The following is an 18,904-nucleotide window of genomic DNA, read 5'->3' on the forward strand; positions in this document are numbered from 1 at the left end:
AACCTTTCATTCTGTAGTGTTACACTACTTCTTGTATAAACATGTTTCCTACTAATATACCCGTTAACCGTAGATTGTTCAATAAAAGGGGGCACAAGGCACGGATCATTTTTTAGTGTCTTTAGACCTTTTGACTTCTGTCAGGGCGATAGAGTAGCATGATAATCATAAGAAATAATCCATAATCATACATAAGGCCTTGTGCCGAAAAGGAGGCAACCGCTTGTTTAATTATGTCATCGATGAAGAGCTGATGTTAAAGCCGCTAATGCCAGAGCACGCTCGGCACATGTTCGCGTTAGTAGAGCACTCACGGGAACGACTACGACAATGGCTCCCTTGGGTGGATGCCGTTACGGAACAGGCCCACACTCTAAATTTCATCAAAAATGCGGTTAAACAAAGCACTGACAATGGTGCTTTTACCGCTGGACTATGGGTTCGCGGTGAGCTCGCCGGTGTTATTGGGTATCACCAGATTGACTGGCATAACCGATCTGTTGGGATCGGCTACTGGCTGGGTGAAGGATATGAAGGTAAAGGGTATATGACCAGTGCCTGTCGGGTTCTAGTAGACTATGCACTATTGGAAATGGAGCTGCAACGTGTAGAAATTCGCTGCGCGACCGGAAATGTTTCCAGCCGGGCGATCCCGGAACGGCTTGGTTTTGTCCTTGAGGGTGTGATTAGACAGTCAGAGAAACTGCCTGACGGCTACGTCAACCATGCCGTATACGGTTTATTGCGTAGTGAATGGCAGCTGCTCGGCTAAGTTAGGCTAAGCAAGCAACACATATAAGCTCATAAATAGAAATAAACCTGGAAGGCACACGCCTCCAGGCTTATTTTGGTTTGTAGATAGTGTTTAACTCTCCTGCAGGCCCAGCTGTTTTCGAAACTTGTTCCGCACTACGGCGGAGAGAGTTTCTAGCTCCGCAAGAGCTGCCAGTGCAGCTTCCTCTTGCAGCCCCACTTGCATTAAATGTAGTACATGCGCCACGGACGCATCGCCAGCTCCACTTTCTTTTTTGACAATCGCATCTCCTGTTGAGATCTTTCCTTCACGAAGCACACGCAAGTAAAATCCGCTATATCTAGTGTCCAGCACTTGAGCCGGGAGATCTGCCGGGCCATGCTTTTGTGAGATTTTGAAGCAAGGATAACGTGGCTGGCTGACCTGCAGCACAGTGGTACCTATTTCGTACACATCGCCAATACACACATCTGTCTCTAATAAGCCGGTAGTTGTTATATTTTCTCCGAAGGCAGAGTATTCCAGTTTCTTCCCTAGCTGCTGCTCCCAGTAGGGATAATGCTCGATGGGGTAGGCACAAACTGCCTTATCAGGGCCCCCGTGATGTTTCAGATCCGCCTGACCATCTCCGATAAAACCAGTAGTATTTAACTGAACTGATCCTTCTACAGGCATTTTATAAATCCCAGTCTCCAAAGGTTTCCCCCGATAATCCACTGTTACCGGCCGCCCCACATTAAGCGAGATGATCTCCATATCCTTCTCCTCCTGTCAGCATGCAGCACATAAATATTTCATCCACATATCGACCGCCAAGATAAAACTCCTCCCGCAGACGTCCCTCTTCCACAAACCCGCATTTACGATAAAAAGAAAGCGCTGATTCATTACAGGATAATACGCGTAGACGCAGCTTACGAATGGCGTTATCTGCGGCATGTTCCTTAATAGCCTCTATGAGCTGCCGGCCAATACCTAAACGCTGATAATCCGGATGAACAGCAATATTAACCTCGCACACATGCCTGTTACTCTCCATTCGACTAGGGCAGCCAAACCCAACATATCCGCATAGCTTGTCATCCTTTAGCGCTACTAGCTGCGAACCCGGGGGAGCATTCAGTAGATAATCCTCTTGGGAACGCCACATTAATGGCCCCGGGCTAGTGTTCTCCGTCCAGATCATATGATCCAGATGAATCAGTTCCCGCACGTCTTTAATCTCTGAGAACCTTATTATTAACCTATCCTTGTTGCTAAGTTTCATAAAGATGTACACCCCTTGCCTTGCACCTCTATAGAATTCACAGTAGATCATTTGAATCCACTATGCTCAACTCTCAACTATCCCATTGACCGCTCCAATGAATTTCCTCGGCGGTTGATATACGCATGAACGATAAAGAATCCTACGGACAGCAGTGCCATCGCACATGCCAACCATGCGGTAGGCGCTAAGCCTCCACTATCGTATAACCTACCCATTAAGTATGGTCCAATCACCCTACCGACTGCCCCCATGCCTCCACTTAGCCCTAAATAAAAAGGAGCACTGCGACCTGCATGATCCGAAATAAAGGAAGGCATGGCCGGAGATATCAGCATTTCCCCAAGCGTAGCGAGTACCATCCCAAGCACTAGACCTGAATAAGTCGGCATCCATAAAAGAACAGCATACCCACCCAAATAAAATAGAGCACTTACTGTCATTTGTGCCGTTGAGGTAGATGCAAACCAGCGTTTAATTACTGTTACGAGCGGCTGAGCTGCAAAAATGAGAATCCCGTTAAGCGTCCAGAGAAAACCATAAGTCTTCTTAGGCCAGCCCTCAGAAATAATGAACGGAGATACCCCTGTATTCCAGATAGAGTTCCCTAATAGTAGGAACATCGAGGCAATACCCATATAAAGATAAATTCGTGTATGCCCCATTAACTTCCAGGTAGATTGTTTGTCAGGACCAGCCTTCTGGTGTTCTGCGACCTCCTGTGAAGAATCTCCTCCGACTTTCTTGAGATATACAAAAAAGAATACCGCAAATACCGCTGAAGTTACGCCGTTCATCACAAAGCTGAGCATATAAGAAATATCGGCCAAAAAACCACTTAACGCCGTACCCAGTGCTACACCAATATTATTAGCGACATAAATAACATTAAACAGCTCTCCGCGCTGCTTCGTAAAACGAAAGCCGATAAATGCCTGAATCGCAGGTAAGGACAGTGAATTAAAGAGCCCTACCAGTCCCATCGCGACCATAAATAACGTCCAGTTGTTACTTGCTGCCGGCAAAGTGAACAGAGCAAGTGCATTCATGCCCAGCGCTCCAACAATCAGCCGGTTAACGCCTACCTTATGATAGAGTGAGCCCCCGAGTAGTTGACCCACAATTCCTCCAACTGATTGAATAAGAATCACTAATCCGGCATCCGACATGCTGCGTCCAAGCTCATCAAAAACATACATTGTAACCAATGGCCACATCAGCGCACTACCCGTTGCATTAATAAGACTAGCAATTAAAAATATCTTAACCTCTTTAGGATAATTCTGTAAAAACTTCATAAGTAGTGTACATCCCCTGTAATATATGTGTCATTATTCCATCCAGTATTATCCCAAAACAGGGTTCAGGGCAAGCAGACGCATTGACGTGCTATCGTGATAAAGTCTCAGTATACTTCACCTCTTATTTAGGACTAACTTCTAACGTAGCTGAGAAAAAAGTAGCACCTTTCACGTCCGCAGTCCTCCCTATTTCTACTATCTATTTATATTTTATAGTTGCCGCTGTCTTCCGTAAAGTAGACTAAACAATAATGAAGTGTTTCGTTATTACAAAGTCGGGGTAATAGAGCCTAGAAACACTCCCCCTTTTAAAATTCGCTGTGCATCCGAATTCGTTCCCCCGAGCTCGGATACATCACGGCGGATTTTATTTGTCTATACAGCAAAAAGCACCCCTCGACTATTCTAAGGAGTGCTCTATAAGATAGGTTTAGGCGTGTTTTTTTACACCGCTGCCGGACATGCTGTCCACGGACTGAATAGATGCAGGCTCTTTGCGCAGGTAAGCCATCCAATAAGCTGCCGCAACAAAGATCGCACCGCCCGTCAAGTTTCCTAGCCATACCGGAACAAAATTGTTGAAGTACTCTCCCCATGAAAAATAACCTTCAAAAATAGCTGCCGGAATTAAGAACATGTTGGCTACAACGTGCTGGAAGCCGATAGCTACAAAAGCCATCGTTGGGAACCAGATGCCGAGGATTTTGCCACTGAAGTTATCTGCTCCATAGGAGAGCCATACCGCCAAAGCTACGAGCCAGTTACAACCGATACCGGAAACAAATGCCGGCAAGAAGTCCGCCTCAAGCTTATGTCCTGCCATCTCCACTAATTTTTCTAAATACACACCGTCAGAGGTTAAACCAACCACGTGACCGAAAAAGTAAGCTACAAACAAAGCTCCCGCTAGATTGCTCAGGGTAATCAATACGAGATTCTTAACCACTTCCCAGAAGGATATCTTTTTCGCCATAAAAGCAAGTGGCACAGCCATCATATTGCCTGTCAACAGTTCTCCTCCTGCAAGCAGTACTAGAATCAATCCGACAGGGAATACAGCTGCCCCAATAAAGTTAGCGATGGATCCCCATTCATGTGGTGCGCCAGCAATGACGCGAATATCCAGTAAAAATCCGAGCGCGATAAACGCTCCTCCCAGAAAGCCCAGAATTAGTACGGTGCTTAAAGGATTGTGCGCCTTTTTTATGCCGTTCTCGACCGTGACTGCGGCAATCTGCTGCGGTTTATTATAAGCCATGATTCCTATCCCCTTCATCTATTTACTTAAAATTTGTTCCTTTACGACCATTGTAGCGTGTCATAAAACACATTAACGTGATAATTATCACTTAATGAAAAACTAAGTGAAACTTTTCACTGACATGTCAAATTTAACGAAGCGCATCCATAATTACATTTGTAAGAACAGGCTCCATATTATTTTAAAGGTAAATAGTACCAGCATCAATCACAAAAAACCGGAGCCATATATGGCTCCGGTTTACCCAACTTTATTGTTCACAGGCAATTAAATTATACGGTTACTGCCTCTTTGCTTGGTACTGATGTCGGTAGCGATTCGAGGCCTACTGTATTCAGGAAGTTCCAAGGCTTGTTGTAATGAGGTTGGAAGAAGAAATCGATAAAGGCAAGCTGATCGATTGTCATTTTATTTTGAATACATACAGATACTGTGTTGATCGATTGCGTCAAATCCGTTTTGGACAAGATTTGCGCTCCGAGAATGCGGCGTGTGGCGCGATCAAATACCACTTTTAATTGCACCTGCTCGAAGGTTGGCATAAATTCTGGACGGTAGTTGTCAATAATCATGGTAGTTTCTACGTCCATTCCTTCAGCCTTAGCCCCTTCTTCAGTAAGACCGGTAGCAGCGATATTATCTTCATAAATCTTAATGCCCGAAGTCCCTTGAGTACCCATATAAGGAATCGTCTCTTTCACTAAGTTACGTGCGACCAAAGTGCCCATCCGTACGGCATTGGTTGCCAGTGGAATATAAGCGTGCTTACCTGTAGGGTTGTAATGAATCGCGCAGCTGTCACCAGCGGCATACACATCTGGGCAACTAGTCTGCATATAATCATTGACCAGAATTGCGCCATTTGGCAGCATATCCACTTGACCTTTTAACAGCTCAGTATTCGGACGGAAGCCGATGCAGAGAATTACAAGATCCGCCTCATGCTCCCCTTCGCTTGTGATAACCTTGGTAACTTTACCACCTTCACCAGCAAAAGAACTTACCTTCTCATTCAGCGCTAATTTAATACCATGATCCTTAAAGGATTGTTCGATCGGCGCAGTAAACTCTGGGTCCAAATATTTATTCAAAATACGATCTTCACCATCAATCAGCGTAACTTGCTTTCCGTTCATTTGGAAGGCTTCCACCAACTCAACGCCGATATATCCAGCGCCTACGACTGTGATTTTATTCGCTTGTTTAGCTTTTTCTATAATGGTATTGGAATGATCATAGTTCTTGCAAAGCAAGACGCCTTCCAGCTCAATCCCTTCGAGCTTCGGTACAATCGGCCATGATCCCGTAGTCATAATCAGCTTATCGTAGGTATCGTCAAACTCCTGTCCGGTTACCAAATTGCGAACACGCAATGTTTTGGACTTCGTATCCACAACGGTCACTTCATGACGCATGTTGGTCTTTACACCAAGCTCAGCAAGCTTCTCAGGGGAAGAATAGAACAGCCCGTGCGGGTCCTTGACCACTCCACCTACGTATAAAGCAATTCCACAAGATAAGAAAGAAATATTATCATTACGCTCATACACCGTAATCTCGGCTTCCGGGTGAAGCTTGGCAGTATTTACAATTGCGGCAGTTCCGGCATGGGTACATCCAATGACAGCTACTTTCATTATTTTCTTCCTCCTTCAAATGGACAACCTGGTTATATATTCGAATTGCTTGACTGACCAAATTAGATATCTGATCACCGATAAGTTAATTGTGATTTATTTCACTTTATAAACTGATTATATTGTGATATTTATCACATTACAAGTCTTTTCGCCTATATTCTCAGATTGTTCACAATTTTAAGCATTTTCCGTCACTGCTGCCGATTGCGACCTCGTTAGCTTTGCCCTGGGCGTAAGACATTATGTTCTGCCCCCTCAGGATATACTTTCTTATAACGCGCAAAAAAAGGCTTTCCCCTAAACCAACAGGGAAAAGCCTGATCATAAACTGAATCTACACCAAACCGTGAATCACGCCATCCTCATCCATCCATAGTGCCTCAGCAGCTGGCTTAGCCGGTAGACCTGGCATCGTAACGATATTGCCCGTAATCACTACAGCAAACCCTGCACCAAGCGAAAGGGTAATATCACGGATACCTACCATGAAACCTTCTGGAGCGCCAAGCAATCTAGGCTGATCTGAGAAGGAATAAGGGGTCTTCGCCATACATACTTGAAGATTATTTAACCCAAGACGCTCAATCACCGCTAGGCTGCGTTTGGCCGCAGGGGAAAAGTTAACCTCCGCACCACGGTAAATTTCGCGAACAATCTTGGTGATTTTGGAAGAGATGTCGAGTTCATTCTCATACAAAGGAGCAAAACGTTCAGTGTCGTTATGATCCAGAAGTTTCTTTAATTCCGAAGCCAACTCTTGTCCGCCCGCACTACCTTCTGCCCATACCTTGGATATTGCCGCAGGAACGTTCAATCGGTGACATGCCTCCACAACGTCATTAATCTCTTCTGGGCTATCGCCTTCAAAATGATTAATGGCAACAAGAACAGGTACCCCAAATTTGCCGAGATTCTCTACATGACGCTCCAAATTAGACAATCCAGAGCGCAGCGCCGACCGGTTCTCCGTTTGGAGCTCATTCTTAGGTACACCACCGTTATATTTCAAGGATTTCACCGTCACGACAAGCACTGCCGCTGAAGGAGTTAGACCCGCTTGCCGGCATTTGATATCCATGAATTTCTCTGCACCAAGATCCGCTCCGAAGCCTGCTTCCGTAACCACAACATCTCCCAGCTTGAGTGCATAACGAGTACCGATAACACTACTGCAGCCATGGGCGATATTCGCAAATGGACCACCGTGTACAATAACAGGAGTGCCCTCCAAGGTCTGCACCAGATTAGGCTTAACTGCTTCCTTCAGCAGCGCCGTCATCGCTTCAACTGCCCCTATTTGCTCGGCCGTTACAGGCTGTCCCTCTTGGTCATACCCAATCAAAATACGGTTCAGACGCTTTTTGAGATCACTCAGATTATCGCATAGGCATAATACAGCCATAATCTCAGAAGCTGTTGTAATCTGAAATCCACTTTCCCGCACGGCTCCATTTCCATCTCCGAGCCCTGTCACAATATTCCGCAGACTGCGATCATTCATATCCATCACGCGTTTCCAAACGATACGCTGCGGATCAAGACCCAGCTCATTACCTTGGAAGATATGATTATCAATCATCGCAGACAATAAATTATGTGCAGAAGTCACCGCATGAATATCACCCGTAAAGTGCAAATTAATCTCATCTGCCGGAATGATCTGTGACTTGCCGCCGCCCGTGGCACCGCCTTTCATGCCTAAGCATGGTCCGAGGGATGGTTCGCGCAAGGCAGCCACGGTCTTTACTCCTGCTGCGTTCAATGCCTGTGCCAGCCCAATGGTTGTTAAGGTCTTCCCTTCGCCAGCAGGGGTTGGATTCACCGCAGTGACCAATACCAGCTTGCCATCTGGTTTGTTCTTCATGTCTTCCCATAAGGACGGTGAAAGTTTACTTTTATATTTGCCGTATAGTTCCAGATGCTCTTCGCCAATTCCCGCTTGTGCTGCTACCTCTGTAATTAACTTCATGCTTGTATTGAACCCTCCTGCCGTTATTATCCTGCTGTATTCCACGCTTTATGCATATTTTGCATGGGCATTACATTCTCTTCAAAGAATACATGGTCTCTGTAAAGCGTCAAGTATAATTTATCACAACAAAATTTAAGGCGCCTATTCTATATTCCTATGTATAAAAAGAAAATCCCGTCGAGGCTCGGCCAAAGACCGAGGTCGAAAGGATACTTGTAAAATAACAATTCATCAGTCCCTAGAATGATCTACAGTAAGGACTCAATCTGTTCTGACATCGTTTCTGGCGATTCCTTTGGCTCCACACGAGCTACTACATTACCGCCACGATCAATAAGAAACTTCGTGAAATTCCAGCTGATATCACTGCTGTCGCCAGTACCCGGCTGCTGCTCTTTTAAATAATTGAAAAGAGGGCTGGCATCCGGTCCATTCACATCCACTTTGGCAAACACAGGAAATGTAACGCCATAATTAATCTGACAGAATTCTTCTGCCTCTTCACTTGTACCCGGCTCCTGACCCGCAAATTGGTTGCAGGGGAATCCTAATACTACAAGTCCCTGATCCCCATACTGCTCGTATAGCTTCTGGAGATCCCCATACTGCGGTGTAAGTCCGCATTTACTAGCCGTATTGGCAATCAGCACTACCTTACCTTCATACTCTGTAAATGACACTTCTTTACCCGAAGGCGTAACGCCGGAAAAATTGTAGATCGACATCCTAATTCCCCTTCCTTCCATGTACTTAGACTACACTACGTATCTTACCCGAATTGTAACAGAATGCAACTTATCGACACTTTCTGTAAACACTAAGATAAAAAAAAGCAGCCCTATGTATTTCTTAGGACTGCTCTCTATCACTCTGTTATTTGGATACGGGTACGACATCATAATATTCTTCCAGCGTAATCCCTTTATCCGCAATATAAGTAGCTATATTCTTGCCCACATAACGGATATGCCAAGGCTCATACTTATATCCTGTAATGTCCTGCTTTCCTTCTGGAAAGCGGATGATATAACCATATTCGGTTGCATGCTGCGCTAGCCACTCCGCTTCCTTCGTTCCACCAAAACAGCTCTCCGCAGCACATTTCCCGTCACTTCCTGAGACATCGATAGCAAGCCCTGTCTGATGCTCGCTATAGCCAGGCACGGCACTGTAAGTACGAGCCAGTTCTTCTCCGTCTTTCTCAACATAACGATTGAACAGCCTTGTTTGGGTTTCCTTAGAACGGTAGGCCGAAACGCCAGCCAAGTAAATCCCGTCTTCCTCTGCGCCTGCGAACAGTTTCTCTAATGCTTCGGCAGCTTCCTTACGCATCATACGCTTCTCGATTTTCTCTTTAAATGTAAAACGCACTTCCGGGTAGACTAGATCCGTTGGCTTATAGTTCTCCGGCAGTCCATACTCCTTATTCACCATCACAGCTATGCTGTCAGGCTCTTTAAAAGAATCATCAGTGCTATTTCCCTTGCCGTTACTATCCGGTTCGGACGGATCAGAGGGATCCGTTGTATTAGATGGGTTAGCTACCACTGGGTCTGTTATGCCCTCTTCGGTGCTGTTTCCATCTTCACCAGGCTCAGCTTGAAGATCATCCTGCACATTTATATTGGAACCGCTACTATCTGAAGCAGAAGGAGAAGGCGTCGTATATTTCCCAATCCCCCACCCAACAGCAATAACGACAATTAACAAGATTATTATTTTCAATTTTTTAGACATCTGCAAGATCTTCCTCCTCGAAGTCGAAACACTCTATTTATCTATTAGACAAGCTTTCCTTCAAAAATGTTACACTAAGATCCTTTTTTAGACAAATATCGCTCGGATAATTGTGCCTACAAAATAAAGTTACCATAGGGAGTTAGCTTGTCCGCTAACTTCCCTATGGTAACAAGTTTTAGTTATGAAATTCCACTCACATTATCTGGATGTGCCTCTGCCGCCACTTTTAAAGCCGCCGGAGCTACCACGTCCACCCCGTGAGGAACCCGTATTTCCGCTGTTGCGGCCGCCTTTACCAGCGCCACCCTTGGCACCGCTATAGCCGCCTTTGCTACCTTTACCACCTTTGCCGCCGCCTCTAGACGGGCCCGTACCGTAGCCGCTGCCTAAGCCGCCTCGTGGTGTGCCACCAACGTAAGCGCCGCCGTCTGCACCTCTGGCTACGTTCTCGCTGTAGCCAGTGCTTGGGCCGCCCTTCCGGTTCGCACCGCGCGAACCGGCACTGCTAGGCGCTGCTGCGTTGCCGCTAGCTGGCGCATCGCCTCTGGAGGCGAAGGCGCCATAGCCGCCGCCTACTCGTACTACGCCGGCAGCCTTGCCGCCGCCCTTAGGTGCGGCAGCGTCAAAGCCGCTGCCGCCGCGCTTGCCAGCCGCCGCATCGGAACGACCACCGCGGCGACCTTCTGCAGGCGCACCCCAGCCGCCTGCTTCCTTACCGCGGCCGCGGCCACCTTGCCGCGCTCCGCCTGCGCCGCGCGGAGCACCGCCGCGGCCAGAGCCGCCAGTCTTCGGTCCGCGGCCCGTGCGCGCTGCCTCAGCGCCGCCGCTTTGACGACCGCCGTGGCGTCCGCCGCCTTGTACTGCAACGAATTCGCCAACGCCGAATTCATCTTTGTCGTAACGGCGGCGATCCAGGCGCTGCGAAATGCCGTGCTCGATCAAGTCTAGTCCATCTTGCTCACGTGGAGAAGTGAACGTAATTGCAAGCCCTTTGCCTCCGGCACGGCCTGTCCGGCCGATCCGGTGAATATAGCTATCCACATCAAGTGGCATATCGTAGTTAAAGATATGAGTGATACCTTCGACATCCAACCCCCGAGCCGCTACATCTGTAGCTACAAGAAGCTGCAGCTTCGCATCACGGAATCTCTTCATTACACCTTCGCGTTTACCTTGAGACAAATCACCGTGCAGCTCATCACAATCATAACCTGCTGCTTGGAGTGCTTCGTTCAGCTTGGACACCCGACGTTTGGTCCGGCAGAAAATAATAGCCAAGTAAGGACGATCCCGTTCAATCAATGTTTTGAGTGCCTCTTCTTTATTACGATCCGAGACTTCCACGACTTGCTGTTTGATATTATCCAGCGGAATCGGAGAACCACTCTTAATAATGATATCCAGAGGCTCTTTCATGTAATTAGCTGCGAGACGTTTAATCGGATCTGGCATTGTCGCAGAGAACAACATCGTTTGACGGCGATAAGGAACAGCCGTAATAATGGTCTCTACATCCTCCAAGAATCCCATATGCAGCATTTGATCGGCTTCGTCCAGAACGAGCATCTTAACGCCACTAAGATCGAGCGTCTCCCGGCGCATATGATCTAGCAGTCTGCCCGGTGTACCGATAATAAGATGTCTGCCACCTTCGAGCTTACGCAGCTGCTTCTCAACATCCTGACCACCATAAACGGCCAAGATTTTAATATCCGTATGACGCGCCAGCTTACGTGCCTCTTCTGTAATCTGCAAAGCCAACTCACGTGTTGGGGCCATAATTAGCGCCTGCGGATAAGCTCGCTCCGTGTGGATCTTGTCCATAATTGGCAGCAAGAAAGCTAATGTCTTCCCTGTACCTGTCTTCGCTCTTGCAATTACATCCAAACCCTGCACCAATGGCGGTATTGCTTCCTGTTGCACTGGTGTAGGCTTAACGATGCCTTGACCTTGAAGCAATGTACACAGTAATTCTGAAACACCTAATTCTTTAAATCCCGGCAAATTCTCCACCTCACTATTTTCTCAGTTAAATTTGATTACATCTCTTACTTAACTTCCGTCTTCCAAAGCCCTATTCAGGCAGCCCTAACCCGACTGTCCTTTTGGGGGCGTATGCTTCCGATTCAGCTATATTCAAACAAAAGCGGAAGAACCCCGTCACCGGCATTCTTCCGTCCCATGTATCCCTTGACCCGTTAAAAGAGTGCGGTCAAAGTTCGGTTTCTGGGCAGCAGCGATCCACCGGACGTTTAGACGGCACTCCATTTGCGTTCCATTCCACTTTATACAATAGAAGTAAAGTTAAGCTTAGAAAGTTATCTTTTATATTGTACTTGATAGAACGGCATTTGTGTGAACCTGCAGAATAATAATTATTCTATCCTGCAGGTTAGAACCTTCCCGATTTAAAAATCGCATAGATCAACCATAGGAACATCAGAAGCGCTATTACGCCGCCAATCTCCACTGTAGGAAAATTCCATAACACTGAAGGCTGACCCCGCATCGCAGTGCCTATAATGAGTCCAACCATGATGATACTGAACGCAAGCATCACAATACTAAATGCTAAGCGGTTCCCAACCCGGTCCAGCTTTCGCTCCAGATGCTCGAGCTCAGGTGCCGCAATCTCTACCTTTAGCTTTCCCTTAGTAATTAGCGCAGATAACTGCCTTGCCTGCCCAGGAAGCTCTAAAAGACTCTCCGTTAAATCGGCTACGCCTCCAAGGAACTTGCGCTGCAATCGGGGACCACTAAATCGCTGCTTCACAAGTTCACGTCCAAAAGGCTCTGCCATCTCTAAAATGCTAATCGTTGGATCTAAATTGCTAATGACACCCTCAAGCGTCAGCATCGTCTTACCAAGCATCGTTAGATCCGGGGGAAGAACTAATCGATGCTTGCGAGCAATGCCAAACAGATCATTTAGCGCTTTGCCTATGCTCATCTTACTGAACGGAACATCATAATACTCTTCGCGAAGTCGATCCATATCATTATGCAACGCTGCTCGATCAGCATCCTCAGGGATGACGCCGAGACGCAAAATTGCCCGGACCATCGCATCCGTATTCTTGCGCATTAGGGCGATGACAAGCGCAGACAGCTGCTCTTTCATCTCTTCGTTCAGCCGCCCCATCATGCCAAAATCAATCAAAGCCAGCTTCCCATCAGCCATTCGTATAACATTCCCTGGATGCGGATCCGCATGAAAAAAGCCATGAATGAAGATTTGCCTTAGCATCATTTCCACGAGCTGCTGAGCGATAACCTTAAGTTTAACTCCGTTACTCAATAACTCATCGCGACGACTCAGCGTAATCCCTACCACATATTCCATCGTCAGCACCCGTTCTGACGTATAGTCCCAATGAATATCCGGTATGTATACTCCGTCATAATCCATCTGTTGAGCAATTTTCTCTGCATTGCGTCCTTCTTGGCCGTAATCCAGCTCGCCAAGCAGAGATTTCGAGAATTCCTCTACCATACGGGACAACTGATATTGCCTCGCCCAGCCTAGCTGCTTCTCAGCAAGGGCGCTTAGATCTTTGAGAATTTCCAAATCCCTACTCATCGTTCGCAGTATACCAGGGCGCTGAACTTTAACAGCCACGACCTGCCCACTGTGAAGAACAGCTCTATGCACTTGACCGATCGACGCAGCCGCAAGGGGAGTATCCTCAAAGGAATTAAAGATTTCATCCATCCGTTGATCGAGTTCATGCTCCACAATCGTGCGCACTCGCTCCACAGGGAACGGGGGCACATTATCCTGTAGTTTTACCAATTCTTGAATAATAGAATCAGGCAGCAGATCCGAACGGGTACTGGCGAGTTGTCCAAGCTTAATAAAGGTTGGGCCCAAATCCTCCAATACGAGCCGAATCCGCTCCCCGAGTGTAAGACTTGTATGAGCTTCTTGCGTTACAAGACGGCGTGGAAGGGATAATAAATGATAGAGCCCCAGCTCCTCCACCATATAGCCAAAACCATGGTGCATAAGCGCCATGGCAATGGACCGGTATCGTCCGGCATGTCTGATACGTACTGCCATTTAGTCCGTACGCGTTTCCGCCGATGTTCCTTCTAGATGGGAAATGCCCTCCAGCTCGGCCAATCGACGCTCCAATACAGCAATTCGGCCTTCCAGCTCGTCAATATCACTTTGTACAGGAACCTTCATTTCCTTCAACACGCGTTGTACTTGTTCTTGTACAACAGATTTGAGCATACCTCGCTCTTCCTCACCGCGTTCAATCAGACGGTCAACAAGGGCCTTAGACTCCGAAGGAGCAAGCTCCCCACGCTTCACTAGTTCCTCAACAACCTTTTCTACTTTTTCCTTACTAACAATGGTGAGGCCCACTCCTAAAGAGATCGCTTTTTTAAACAAATCACTCATAGTACTTCCTCCCAAAGATTCCGTTTCGTTACAAACGGAGTTGATGATTAAAGTATACCTCACTGTGTGCGTATTTCAAAAAAACGCAAAATCCCTTAGTTACTTACCGGAATACGTGCAGCCCAAGTAGCTGCCTGCAAGATCAGTTTACGTAGTGCTGGATGGCGGAAGGATGGCTCATGATGCCCAGGCATAAGGAACACTACTCGTCCTAAACCATAGCTGTGGCACCATGCAGCTGGAAGCCATTGACCCTCCGATTCATACTGAAGAAGAATAGTCCGATCTGTGAACGGATCAAATTCGAAATGATAAGGCTCTTCATCCAGCTGGAAGTCTTCAACGCCCTCAGTAATGTCATGCTCTAGCACCTTAAAATTCATTGGCTCGTAAGCAGTGTGACCATTAAAGCGTCCACCGATCAGCTGAGCTAGTTCGTTACGCTTCGTCAATGAAGCACCTGTATGAAGAACAATCAGTCCTCCACCACCGCTCACATAGCTGAGTAGGCCAGCGGTTTGCTGAGGAGATACAGTTTCATTCCATAATTCGTTGTAGGCAATGCATAAGTCATAACTTCCCAAATGCTCAATACGCATCATTTTTTTATTTTCTGAACACTGAACGGTTAATAAATCATTTAAGATCTCGCTAATTTGTTGGTCCACTCCTTGAAGTGGATGGAAACGGGGATGGGTATAATCACCAAGTAACAGACATTTTCTTTTGTCCATGGGGATCCTCCTCCTTATTCATTGTTATTATTCATCACATGTTGCCTATATTCTAAGGAAAACTGCTGCGAATGTCCATGCAGATGGCAGGTTTACTACTCGTAAGGCATCCTCTTCCGGGTAAAAAAGCATCCCCACCCATTGAATCCGGCGGGAATGCTTCTGAATAGTAACGTAAATCTTGTAAAGCTTCCGCACACTGTGGTCTAGCGATTCGCCGCCACATATTTGCCCAACTCTACAATCATGCTTCCCATCCGTTCATGCTCAGGCATGATGATACGTTGTAGGCCCTCTTCTTTTAGAGCCTCAGAGGTAATACGCCCTACAGAAACAGCAAGCACTTTATCCTCGAAAGACCTTAGCATCTCCTCCAGTTTGCCCTGTTCCCGAGCAAACTGAGAGAGGAAACGAAATTGTGGCGCACTTGTAAAAGCAACGGCATCAATCTTACCTTCTATGATTTCTGTAAGCAATCTTTCAAGCTCACCCGGTTCTGGTAGAGTATGACGATACGGCAGCACTTGGCGGGTATTCGCCCCAGCCTCCTGCAGCCATGCGAGCATACGAGGAGCTGGATCGCCGTGCAGCTGCAGTACGACCTCCTTGCCCTTCAAATCCAAAGATTGAAGCCCACGAATCAATCCGATCGTACTTCCGTCGTCGTCACGAACCTCCGGCGTAAGTCCTCTTTTTTTCAAAGCATTCACTGTCTTATAACCCCGTGCAGCAATAATAGAACCAGAAAGGACCTCTAAGAAACGCTCAGCGATATTAAGGCGTTCAGCCGTTTGGAAGAGAGCATCCAGTCCCATGCCTGTGGTAAGGATCACCAAATAAGGTGGATGGCTGATCCATGAATTCAATCCTTCCTCCAATGCCTCATCATCAAGAAAGACAGTACCTTGAGCAGGTCGACATAACGCCGTCCCCCCCATATTTTGCACCAGCTTGGCCATCTCTTCCGATTTGCGCGGACCCGCCAAGGCGACCGTGAACCCCTTCAGTTGCTCTGCCATGTACTATTATCTCTCCTCTCTCCGTTGCCTAACCCAACATTATTGTTTATCAGTATACTTGCAAAGGGCTGCAAAAGGGAAGATAAAAGCATCGTTTTCCTATATGAAATATATATTATTACTAGGAGGAGTGTATTTTAAAGCTACTCACAAGCTTTTGCAGTTCCTCCGCAAGACGGCTAAGGTCGGTAGACGAAGACGCCATCTCTTCAACAGAAGCGAGCTGCTCTTGCGCTGCCGTTGCGATGGTCTCTGTATTCACAGCCGCTTCTTCAGAGATGCCGCGAATCTCTCCTATAGCCTTCTCCATGTGATCTGATTCCACCAATAAGGTCTGTACAGCGCCACCCATTGCCTCAATCTTCTCTGCGGCACTCTTGACCGCTCTACGGATACGTGAGAAAGAACGTCCGGAAGTATCCACGGCCTCTATCCCTTCGGTTACGCGCTGCTTTGTGTCCTCCATCGTATGAGTCACCAGCGTCATCTCACTATTAATGGCGGTAATCTGCTCTGCAATCAAATGCGCTGATCTCTCTGATTCCTCTGCCAGCTTACGCACTTCAGCAGCAACAACGGCAAATCCACGGCCATGCTCTCCAGCTCTGGCCGCCTCAATAGAAGCATTGAGAGCTAACAAATTGGTCTGACGGGCAATCCCTGTGATGACGCCGACAATGCCCTCAATTTGACCGGTTCTTTCGTTCAGCTTGTCGATTACACTGCCAAGCTCTCCCACCGTTCTATCGATACCATTGATCTTATCCACCACGCTGATGACGGAATCATTTCCTTCCGAAGCAGAGAGTGAAGTCTTGTCCATCATCGCAGACACCTGCTCCATATATACGGAAATATGATCTACTTCGCTTGTCGTCGCCGCTGTACTTTCCATTCCTTTGCGTACACCGATTACCTGCCGTTCCGTCCCTGCCGCTACCTCCTGAATCGCTATCGTCATTTGTTCGATCGTTTGGGCATTCTGCTCCGCACTGGCAGTCAGCTCTTCGGCTGAAGAGGAGACATTACTCGTCATCTCCTGCACACCTATGATCATCTCGCGCAGGCTGAGCACCATTAATTGAAAGTTCTCGGCTAGCATGCCAATTTCATCTTTGCGGAAAGCTCCCATGTCTTCGGACAGATCCCCTTTGGCTATCACGGCAGTTGCTTTCCGCAAACGGATCAGAGGCTTCAAGATAGATTGAATATTAAAATAGATTACGATCAGTGCAAGCAGAACGGAAGCTACAATTACAAGCAGCGCTGTATTGCGGATTCCACTCGTTACTGAAGTCACTTCATCTATGCTTATCGTGCCTCCGATTCTCCAGCCCGTAAGCTCATTTACCATAAACGTCATCTTTTTGTGCATACCCTTGTAGACATAATCAAAAGTACCTTGATCTTCCTCAAACATTTTCTTTATAAAGTCATCGGATGACTCCAGCCCAATAGTCTCTGTTGGATGAACAAGATATTTCTTGCTGTTATCCAGGATAATAATATATCCTTCCTTGCCCACCTTGGTCGCGGTCAATTCTCCTAATGCAGATAGATTGAGATTCAGGGTTATTACCCCGTCACCGCTCTTCAGGACCGTTGATATCGCGATCGCCGTTTCCTGATTCACAGTTTGAAAGGCCGGAGAAATCACAACACCTTTCCCGTGCTTCAGAGAATTAATATAGGCACTTTCCTGCCTGGGATCATAGCCTTCGGGCAGCTTGGCTTCCGAAGCATGGATCGATTGCCCTCTGCTTGTACTAACATAAATATCTAGCACATCAGGATGTAGCACAGCATATTCCTTTAATCTGTCCTTCATAGAAGCTACCGTCTCTCCATTTGCCTCACTGTTGGTCCCCTCAGCGGTGAACTCAGCAGCAAAATAAGAAATAGCATCTATTTTCGATTGAATATTCGAGTTGATGATTGCATCTACTGCCTCAACACTTTCGGTAGCATTGTTCACTAGTTGATCTTCCACTTCATGGCTAGCAGATTGATAGGTTCGCCAACCGATAATGATACTGGGCAACAGTAGAACTAATAGGTATGTCAGAATTAATTTGGTTCGGATACTCATACCCGCTTTTTTGTTCATAGATGTCATCACACTCTCTCTCTTCGAGTCTTAAAGAAGGACTTATTTACCAGACTTACTATATAATTATATATCCTCCTTTGGAACCGATTTTCCTCCTATCTTTCTTCATTTTTCTCATCATTCTTAAAAATTGTCATATAAACGCAACAAAAAGACCGCCTCAAAGAGAGCGATCTACTCAAATAAGCCTATTTCTTATCATTACCGTAGCAAAAGGCTCCGGTTCTTTCATCCTAGTTCACGTTCTTATTCTTGCAGTTCGGGCAGACGCCTCCGAATACCACATGAGCATGACCAATGGTATAACCTGTATCCTTGGCCACTGTGTTCATCCAGTCTCGTGGAACTTGGTTCATTACCTCATCAACCGCACCGCAAACCTCGCAAATGATATGCTGGTGATCATCCATGCGGGCATCATATCTGCTGGCAGCCTCACCAAGCTTAAGCTCACGAATCATTTGTTTATCTGAAAGATAACGAAGAGAGTTATATACAGTACCGTATGCTAAGCTATGACCTTGTTCTACTAGCCGGTTCATTACTTCCGCAGCAGTGGGATGGTCATGTGAATTAAGGACGATATCGTAAACGGCTTGACGTTGGGAAGTCAAATTTAGACTTTTCATTGCTATCATCCTCTAACTTGTTTTTAGATCAAGTATAAATCGTGAATGTAAGAACGTCAATCCCACTTT

The 18,904-nt window shown here is 46.7% G+C and carries 16 protein-coding genes; 1 reads left to right on the forward strand and 15 read right to left on the reverse strand.

The window, feature by feature from the left end:
* Positions 1–223: 223 nt before the first annotated feature.
* Complete coding sequence (locus NSS87_RS29115; protein ID WP_076285633.1) at positions 224–772, forward strand: GNAT family protein; 549 nt, start codon at positions 224–226, stop codon at positions 770–772.
* Positions 773–865: 93 nt separating this feature from the next.
* Here NSS87_RS29115 and NSS87_RS29120 read toward each other — a convergent pair whose 3' ends face one another.
* From NSS87_RS29120 to NSS87_RS29190, 15 genes are all read right to left on the reverse strand, one after another.
* Positions 866–1,510 (reverse strand): MOSC domain-containing protein, encoded by a 645-nt coding sequence (locus NSS87_RS29120; protein WP_339243818.1) that lies wholly within the window; start codon positions 1,508–1,510, stop codon positions 866–868.
* Positions 1,491–2,021 carry a GNAT family N-acetyltransferase gene (locus tag NSS87_RS29125; RefSeq protein WP_339243821.1) on the reverse strand — a complete coding sequence of 177 codons (531 nt, stop codon included), beginning with the start codon at positions 2,019–2,021 and terminating at the stop codon, positions 1,491–1,493. The genes NSS87_RS29120 and NSS87_RS29125 overlap by 20 nt, the downstream gene beginning before the upstream one ends.
* Before the next feature lie 77 nt (positions 2,022–2,098).
* Positions 2,099–3,319, reverse strand: a complete 1,221-nt coding sequence (locus tag NSS87_RS29130) for an MFS transporter (protein ID WP_042192532.1) — start codon at positions 3,317–3,319, stop codon at positions 2,099–2,101.
* A 433-nt stretch (positions 3,320–3,752) separates the two neighbouring features.
* Positions 3,753–4,580, reverse strand: a complete 828-nt coding sequence (locus NSS87_RS29135; RefSeq protein ID WP_042192534.1) for a formate/nitrite transporter family protein — start codon at positions 4,578–4,580, stop codon at positions 3,753–3,755.
* Between the two features lie 275 nt (positions 4,581–4,855).
* Positions 4,856–6,220 carry an FAD-dependent oxidoreductase gene (locus NSS87_RS29140; protein WP_042192536.1) on the reverse strand — a complete coding sequence of 455 codons (1,365 nt, stop codon included), beginning with the start codon at positions 6,218–6,220 and terminating at the stop codon, positions 4,856–4,858.
* 337 nt (positions 6,221–6,557) lie between these two features.
* Positions 6,558–8,192 (reverse strand): formate--tetrahydrofolate ligase, encoded by a 1,635-nt coding sequence (locus NSS87_RS29145; protein WP_339243823.1) that lies wholly within the window; start codon positions 8,190–8,192, stop codon positions 6,558–6,560.
* A 251-nt stretch (positions 8,193–8,443) separates the two neighbouring features.
* Positions 8,444–8,920: a glutathione peroxidase gene (locus NSS87_RS29150; RefSeq protein WP_339243824.1), complete on the reverse strand. Its 477-nt coding sequence runs from the start codon at positions 8,918–8,920 to the stop codon at positions 8,444–8,446.
* 148 nt (positions 8,921–9,068) lie between these two features.
* Positions 9,069–9,932: a M15 family metallopeptidase gene (locus tag NSS87_RS29155; protein ID WP_339243826.1), complete on the reverse strand. Its 864-nt coding sequence runs from the start codon at positions 9,930–9,932 to the stop codon at positions 9,069–9,071.
* Between the two features lie 201 nt (positions 9,933–10,133).
* Positions 10,134–11,939, reverse strand: coding sequence for a DEAD/DEAH box helicase (locus NSS87_RS29160; protein WP_339243828.1), 1,806 nt, complete (start codon positions 11,937–11,939; stop codon positions 10,134–10,136).
* A 388-nt stretch (positions 11,940–12,327) separates the two neighbouring features.
* A complete protein-coding gene (locus NSS87_RS29165) occupies positions 12,328–13,995 on the reverse strand; it encodes an AarF/ABC1/UbiB kinase family protein (RefSeq protein ID WP_042192546.1) in 1,668 nt (555 codons plus the stop codon).
* Complete coding sequence (locus tag NSS87_RS29170) at positions 13,996–14,343, reverse strand: phasin family protein (protein WP_042131416.1); 348 nt, start codon at positions 14,341–14,343, stop codon at positions 13,996–13,998.
* A gap of 95 nt (positions 14,344–14,438) precedes the next feature.
* Positions 14,439–15,077 (reverse strand): ThuA domain-containing protein, encoded by a 639-nt coding sequence (locus tag NSS87_RS29175; protein ID WP_042192549.1) that lies wholly within the window; start codon positions 15,075–15,077, stop codon positions 14,439–14,441.
* Between the two features lie 206 nt (positions 15,078–15,283).
* Entirely contained in the window at positions 15,284–16,096 is an 813-nt protein-coding gene (locus NSS87_RS29180) for a uroporphyrinogen-III synthase (RefSeq protein ID WP_339243830.1), read from the reverse strand.
* A gap of 121 nt (positions 16,097–16,217) precedes the next feature.
* Positions 16,218–18,212, reverse strand: coding sequence for a methyl-accepting chemotaxis protein (locus tag NSS87_RS29185; RefSeq protein ID WP_339243832.1), 1,995 nt, complete (start codon positions 18,210–18,212; stop codon positions 16,218–16,220).
* A 227-nt stretch (positions 18,213–18,439) separates the two neighbouring features.
* Entirely contained in the window at positions 18,440–18,835 is a 396-nt protein-coding gene (locus NSS87_RS29190; RefSeq protein ID WP_042131422.1) for a transcriptional repressor, read from the reverse strand.
* Positions 18,836–18,904: the final 69 nt, after the last annotated feature.

The organism is Paenibacillus sp. FSL F4-0243, from assembly GCF_037963295.1.
Classification (GTDB): domain Bacteria; phylum Bacillota; class Bacilli; order Paenibacillales; family Paenibacillaceae; genus Paenibacillus_AQ.

What these genes read in the sequence shown, in the direction of transcription:
- NSS87_RS29150 (WP_339243824.1), bottom strand. Translation starts at nt 8,920, where the DNA reads ATGTCGATCTACAATTTTTCCGGCGTTACGCCTTCGGGTAAAGAAGTG.
- NSS87_RS29190 (WP_042131422.1), bottom strand. Translation starts at nt 18,835, where the DNA reads ATGAAAAGTCTAAATTTGACTTCCCAACGTCAAGCCGTTTACGATATC.
- NSS87_RS29170 (WP_042131416.1), bottom strand. Translation starts at nt 14,343, where the DNA reads ATGAGTGATTTGTTTAAAAAAGCGATCTCTTTAGGAGTGGGCCTCACC.
- NSS87_RS29135 (WP_042192534.1), bottom strand. Translation starts at nt 4,580, where the DNA reads ATGGCTTATAATAAACCGCAGCAGATTGCCGCAGTCACGGTCGAGAAC.
- NSS87_RS29120 (WP_339243818.1), bottom strand. Translation starts at nt 1,510, where the DNA reads ATGGAGATCATCTCGCTTAATGTGGGGCGGCCGGTAACAGTGGATTAT.
- NSS87_RS29145 (WP_339243823.1), bottom strand. Translation starts at nt 8,192, where the DNA reads ATGAAGTTAATTACAGAGGTAGCAGCACAAGCGGGAATTGGCGAAGAG.
- NSS87_RS29140 (WP_042192536.1), bottom strand. Translation starts at nt 6,220, where the DNA reads ATGAAAGTAGCTGTCATTGGATGTACCCATGCCGGAACTGCCGCAATT.
- NSS87_RS29155 (WP_339243826.1), bottom strand. Translation starts at nt 9,932, where the DNA reads ATGTCTAAAAAATTGAAAATAATAATCTTGTTAATTGTCGTTATTGCT.
- NSS87_RS29180 (WP_339243830.1), bottom strand. Translation starts at nt 16,096, where the DNA reads ATGGCAGAGCAACTGAAGGGGTTCACGGTCGCCTTGGCGGGTCCGCGC.
- NSS87_RS29125 (WP_339243821.1), bottom strand. Translation starts at nt 2,021, where the DNA reads ATGAAACTTAGCAACAAGGATAGGTTAATAATAAGGTTCTCAGAGATT.
- NSS87_RS29175 (WP_042192549.1), bottom strand. Translation starts at nt 15,077, where the DNA reads ATGGACAAAAGAAAATGTCTGTTACTTGGTGATTATACCCATCCCCGT.
- NSS87_RS29165 (WP_042192546.1), bottom strand. Translation starts at nt 13,995, where the DNA reads ATGGCAGTACGTATCAGACATGCCGGACGATACCGGTCCATTGCCATG.
- NSS87_RS29185 (WP_339243832.1), bottom strand. Translation starts at nt 18,212, where the DNA reads ATGACATCTATGAACAAAAAAGCGGGTATGAGTATCCGAACCAAATTA.
- NSS87_RS29130 (WP_042192532.1), bottom strand. Translation starts at nt 3,319, where the DNA reads ATGAAGTTTTTACAGAATTATCCTAAAGAGGTTAAGATATTTTTAATT.